Source organism: Vulcanococcus sp. DEBay_Sum29NL08_54, from assembly GCF_017859255.1.
Taxonomy (GTDB): domain Bacteria; phylum Cyanobacteriota; class Cyanobacteriia; order PCC-6307; family Cyanobiaceae; genus Vulcanococcus.
In genome coordinates this window covers 1-4,818 of sequence record NZ_JAFMNJ010000058.1, presented here as the reverse complement: position 1 = coordinate 4,818, position 4,818 = coordinate 1, and the positions used below count along the sequence as shown (strand labels likewise).

Here is a 4,818-nt window from a genome sequence, read left to right as displayed (position 1 = left end):
CTGGAGCGCCTCGATGGCCTGGGACAAAGCCGGTGAGGACCACACCGGCGAAAGCGTGATCGGCCTGATCCCAACCGACGAGCGCGGCCGCTCTGGACTGCTGTTGCGGGATCTGGGCTACGCGGAAAAAGCCCCCGCCAGCTCTCTGTTCTCGATGGATGAGCGGGACGGCCTGCTGCTGAGCACGGAGTACGAAACGATGAACGTCTGGGAGCGGTTTGCCTTCGCCGGCCCCAACGTCCGCGTGCGCAGCAGCACGGTCGAGGGGCTCTCCAACAACGCCTCGTTCTGCATCGAAACCCGCTGCGAGGTCAGCGGCAGTGAGCAACCCAGCGCCAAGCCCCAAAGCGCCGAAAGCACCAGTGCGGAGCCGGCCTTGTCGCTGCTGGGCTGGTGAAACGAATCGGTGTGGAACGTTACGGACTGTGAGCCCTGAAAGGGACGGCGGAGTTGAGCCCGGAACACACTTCTACGATCGTCCCCGACGGATGCCGAAGTTCGAGTGGCCCTTCCTCTTCTGAAGTACGCGCCCACCACGCAGAACTCGCGTGTTGACGCCCTGCGTGTGGGCTCGGATGAGGATCCGAAAGCCGTATCCATGGACAAGGCCATGGACCGCGAAGACCAGAACTTCGTGATCGAAGCGGCTTACCGCCAAATCTTCTTCCACGCCTTCAAGGTGGACCGTGACCTCACCCTGGAAAGCCAGGTGCGGAACGGCCAGATCACGGTGCGCGATTTCATCCGCTCGCTGTGCCTCTCGGACACCTTCAACCGCAGCTTCTACACGCTGAACAGCAACTACAAGGTGGCTCGCCACCTCGTGGAAAAGCTGCTGGGTCGCCAAACCCACGGCAAGGCTGAAGAGATCGCCTGGTCCGCTGTGCTGATGACCCGCGGCGTCAAGGGCATGGTTGACGACATCCTCGACAGTGAGGAGTACCTGAACGCCTTCGGTTACGACACCGTTCCCTACCACCGCAACCGCGTGGTCGGCAGCCGTGACCTGGGCGAGACCCCCTTCAACATCACCAGCCCCCGTTACGACGCCTACTACCGCGGCATCCTCGGGTTCCCCCAAATCGTTTACACCGGCACCGCCCGCAAGCTGCCCGAGCGCTCCCTGCAGCGCCGCGGTGGTTTCCCTCAGGACTACATGCCCTGGGTGCGCACCCTGCCTGCCCTGCGCGGTGCCAACGCCAGCGGCAGTGCCGATATCGATTACCTCTCGAAAGTCCCCTACCGCAGCCTCGGCCGCTGATCCACGGGCCAGGACTTCTCAAGCGGCGGTTCATCCGCCGCTTTTTTTGTGTTTCCACACCGGAGGCAGTCACGGGATCCTGACCACGACTGCCGATTGCACAAGGGATCGGGGAAAGTAAGTCCATTGATCCCGAAAGGAATCGGAAGCGCTGTGACCCAAGCCCTGACCTCATTGGCCCGCATGACCTTGCGCCAGCTGCGCCAGGTGGCCAGTGAACTGGGCGTGACGCTCTACAGCCGCAAAACCAAGGCTGAACTGGTTGATGCCATCGGCGAGCGCCAGGCCGACATCAGCAGCGTCGAGCAAGAACACAGCCCTCCGCCCAAAACCATTGACAGCACGCGCGTCGTCTTTCTGCCGCGTGATCCCCAGTGGGCCTATGTCTTCTGGGAAATCTCTGAAAGCGATCGCCAGCAGGCCTTCAAGGATGGAGCCAGCCAGCTCTGCCTGCGGGTCGCCGATGTCACCGGGGTGAGCGATGGAGGCGTGCACCCGCACACCCTGCAGGAAGTGCCCGTCGATAGCCACGCCACCGAGTGGTACCTCCCCGTGCCGCTGAGTGATCGCGACTACCGGGTTGAACTTGGCTACCGCGTCAACGCTGGTGGCTGGATCTCCCTGGCCTATTCATCGATCGCGCGGGTGCCTGCGCTCCACCCCAGCGAACAAATCCTCGATCAGTTCGTTCCCTTCTCCCTCGAGGCCCCTCTCGGCCAGGTGGATGCCGCTGGGATCGCCAGCCAACCCGCCACCACTCCAGACAGCGGTCTGCACGAGCGGCTCTACCAAACCGCCACCAGCTTTGGACGGACGATGGGACGGGGCTCGGAGGCCTTCCATGAACTCGAGGGCGCCAGTGGCTCAGGCCTCAACGCCTCCGGCGCCGGCCTCTGGGCCAGCGGCCGCAATGAATCCGGCAGTGGCGTGGTCGGTCAACGCAAGCGCGCCTTCTGGTTGGTCGCCGATGCCGAGCTGATCGTCTACGGGGCCACCGATCCCTCAGCCCGCCTGAGCATTGGAGGGGAGGAGGTTCCCCTCTCCAGCGACGGCACCTTCCGGGTTCAAGTCCCCTTCCGCGATGGCGAGCAGGTCTATGCCATCGAGGCGATTGCGGCCGATGGCGAGCAGAAGCGCAACATCACCTTGAATTTCGATCGCAGCACACCCGAGGACAACAGCAACCCCAGCGACCAAGCTGTGGCCGAGTGGTTCTGAGCACAGGTCCGCAATGAAAGCCGTCGTTGCCTTCACCCCGCTGGCGGGAGCCGTGCTGTTCCCCATCGCCGTTCCCCTGCTGATGGTCAAGGTGGGTATTGGCGCCGGGGTCCTGGCGGCGGTGCTGATCAGCAGCCTCTGGTTTGGCTCGATGCTGCTGACCTCTGAGATGCCCGAGCACGGCTGAGGCAGACGGGGAACACTCGCTCCAGATTCCTCTAGAGACCTTGATGCTGCAGCGGCCCGCTTTCAGCAGCCTGCTGACCCTGGCCTGCCTGCTGCAGGGCTGCGGTAGTGCCGGGCAGCTGATCGGCGCCGAGCGGGCGCCAGAGCTGGAGCAGCACCCGCAGATCAGGGCAGCCTTCAACCAACGGGAGGACCGCGGCTACATCAGCCCGATCAGCCGCCAGTGGCGAGCGGGTGAGGACCTCGAGGCGCTGCTGATCGAAGCGATCCGCTCTGCGGAGTCCGAGATTCTGGTGGCCGTTCAGGAGCTCTCCCTCCCGGCCATCGCCCAGGCCCTAGTCGAGCAACACCGGCGGGGCATCCCGGTGAAGGTGGTCCTGGAGAACCTCTACAGCCAACCCTGGAGCAGCCAGCACGAAGCCGAGCTCAGCCCCCATCAGCGGCAACGCCACCGGCAGCTGCGCGCCTTAGCCGACCAAAACGGCGACGGGCAACTCTCGGAGAGCGAGCGGCAGCAGGGCGATGCCGTGGGCATCCTGCAGCGCGCGGGCGTCCCCCTGCTGGATGACACCGCCGATGGCAGCAAGGGCAGCGGCCTGATGCACAGCAAGTACCTGGTGGTCGATGGGCAGACCGTGGTGACGGGGTCGGCCAACTTCACCGCCTCAGGCCTCCATGGGGACCCGGGCGCGCCCCGAACCCGCGGGAACGCCAACCACCTGCTGCAGATCGAGAGCCCAGCGTTGGCCGCACTCTTCCGCGAGGACTTTGAGCGGATGTGGGGAGACGGGCCCGGCGGGCAACCCGATAGCCGCTTTGGCCTGGGCAAAGGTCAGCACGCGCCTCAGCGCATCCGTGTGGGAAGCAGCGAGGTGGAGGTGCTGTTTGCGCCCCATCGCCGCAGTGATCCCAACAACGGGCTGGCCTTGATCGCTTCCGTCCTCGCGGAGGCACGGGAGCGCATCGATCTAGCCCTGTTTGTCTTCTCCGCGCAGTCACTCACCGACCAACTGGCCGAGCGACTGGCGCAGCAGGTGCGGCTGCGGCTTGTGGCGGATCCAGGCTTTGCCAGCCGTCCCTTTTCTGAAGTCCTCGATCTCCTGGGGGTCGCCATGGCTGATCGCGACTGCAAGATCGAGAAAAACAATCAACCGCTCGAGCGGGCAGCCGAAGGCGTCGGCACACCGCAGTTGGCCCGCGGCGACAAACTGCACCACAAGTTCGCTGTCATCGACGGCAAGACCGTCATCACAGGCAGCTTCAACTGGAGCCCCTCTGCCGCCCATCAAAACGACGAGGTGCTGCTGGTGATCCGCTCCCCGCAGGTCGCTGCCCACTTCACCCGTGAAATGGATCGTCTCTGGCGCACTGCCGATCTAGGCATCACCGAACGACTGCGGCGCAAACTCGAACGCAACCGCCAGCGCTGCGGCAGTGGGGTTGAGCGGGATTAGGCCGGAAGGATCTCGAGGTCGGGGTAGGCCGAACGCATCGACTCCAGGCGCGAGCGCAAGTGCTCGAGCAACGCCAGAAAGCGCGGATGATTCGCGAAGCGACGCGGCACCACGACGCTGTCGCCAACCGTCAGTGGAATCTCAATCGGCAAAATCACCTTTTCTGTGGGATACAGGCTGATCGAAAAGGCACTGGCGTAGGCCACTGTGACTTCATCCGCGGTTCGGCCTTCCCAGGCCTCATAGGAGTAGCGGCGGACCGACGAGGGGGAGTTCCACAATCCCAATCCCTCCAAAACAGCCTGACACTTCGGGAAAGCTCCATCGGGCAAGGCCAAGCAGGGAAATTGACGGACATCCTCCAGGGTGATGGCTTGACCCAAGTGGGTCAGGGGGTGACCGGGGGAGACCACCAAATGGGTCGGCAAACGATCGAGATGAACGACAGCGAAAGCATCGTCATCGTCAGCTGGCACATCAGGAAAGCCAGCAATCCAAACATCCACAACACCACGCCTTAAGAGGCTTAAAGGAGTGGCGACATCAAGACAATCAAAGGCACCACAGAGCCACCCCTTGGGGGGTGCATCGAGCAATAACGGGCCGGAATAATATTGCGCCTCGATCCGCAGCGGCAGGTCCCGTTTCCAGCGGCAATCTTGGTGAACTTGCCGCTCTAAATCGAGCAGCGTGCAATCC

The 4,818-nt window shown here is 63.7% G+C and carries 6 protein-coding genes; 5 read left to right on the top strand and 1 reads right to left on the bottom strand.

Going from position 1 to position 4,818, the window contains the following annotated elements; genetic code table 11:
• The 5 genes from QZ186_RS11110 to QZ186_RS11090 all read left to right on the top strand — a co-directional run.
• A partial coding sequence (locus tag QZ186_RS11110; RefSeq protein ID WP_296416842.1) for a phycobiliprotein lyase occupies nucleotides 1-397 on the top strand: 397 nt, incomplete at its 5' end.
• A 105-nt stretch (nucleotides 398-502) separates the two neighbouring features.
• Nucleotides 503-1,261, top strand: a complete 759-nt coding sequence (locus QZ186_RS11105; RefSeq protein ID WP_296416841.1) for a phycobilisome rod-core linker polypeptide — start codon at nucleotides 503-505, stop codon at nucleotides 1,259-1,261.
• Between the two features lie 153 nt (nucleotides 1,262-1,414).
• Nucleotides 1,415-2,479 carry a DUF4912 domain-containing protein gene (locus tag QZ186_RS11100; protein ID WP_296416838.1) on the top strand — a complete coding sequence of 355 codons (1,065 nt, stop codon included), beginning with the start codon at nucleotides 1,415-1,417 and terminating at the stop codon, nucleotides 2,477-2,479.
• Nucleotides 2,480-2,492: 13 nt separating this feature from the next.
• Nucleotides 2,493-2,666, top strand: a complete 174-nt coding sequence (locus QZ186_RS11095) for a hypothetical protein (RefSeq protein WP_296416837.1) — start codon at nucleotides 2,493-2,495, stop codon at nucleotides 2,664-2,666.
• A 43-nt stretch (nucleotides 2,667-2,709) separates the two neighbouring features.
• On the top strand, nucleotides 2,710-4,119 hold the full coding sequence (locus QZ186_RS11090) for a phosphatidylserine/phosphatidylglycerophosphate/cardiolipin synthase family protein (protein ID WP_296416835.1): 1,410 nt from the start codon (nucleotides 2,710-2,712) through the stop codon (nucleotides 4,117-4,119).
• Here the strand turns inward: QZ186_RS11090 and QZ186_RS11085 are convergent.
• On the bottom strand, nucleotides 4,116-4,818 hold a 703-nt coding region (locus tag QZ186_RS11085; RefSeq protein ID WP_296416833.1), incomplete at its 5' end, for a LysR substrate-binding domain-containing protein. The genes QZ186_RS11090 and QZ186_RS11085 overlap by 4 nt on opposite strands.

Bases quoted from the DNA above. Each gene is read 5' to 3' on its own strand.
- QZ186_RS11095 (WP_296416837.1), top strand. From the start codon at position 2,493: ATGAAAGCCGTCGTTGCCTTCACCCCGCTGGCGGGAGCCGTGCTGTTC.
- QZ186_RS11090 (WP_296416835.1), top strand. From the start codon at position 2,710: ATGCTGCAGCGGCCCGCTTTCAGCAGCCTGCTGACCCTGGCCTGCCTG.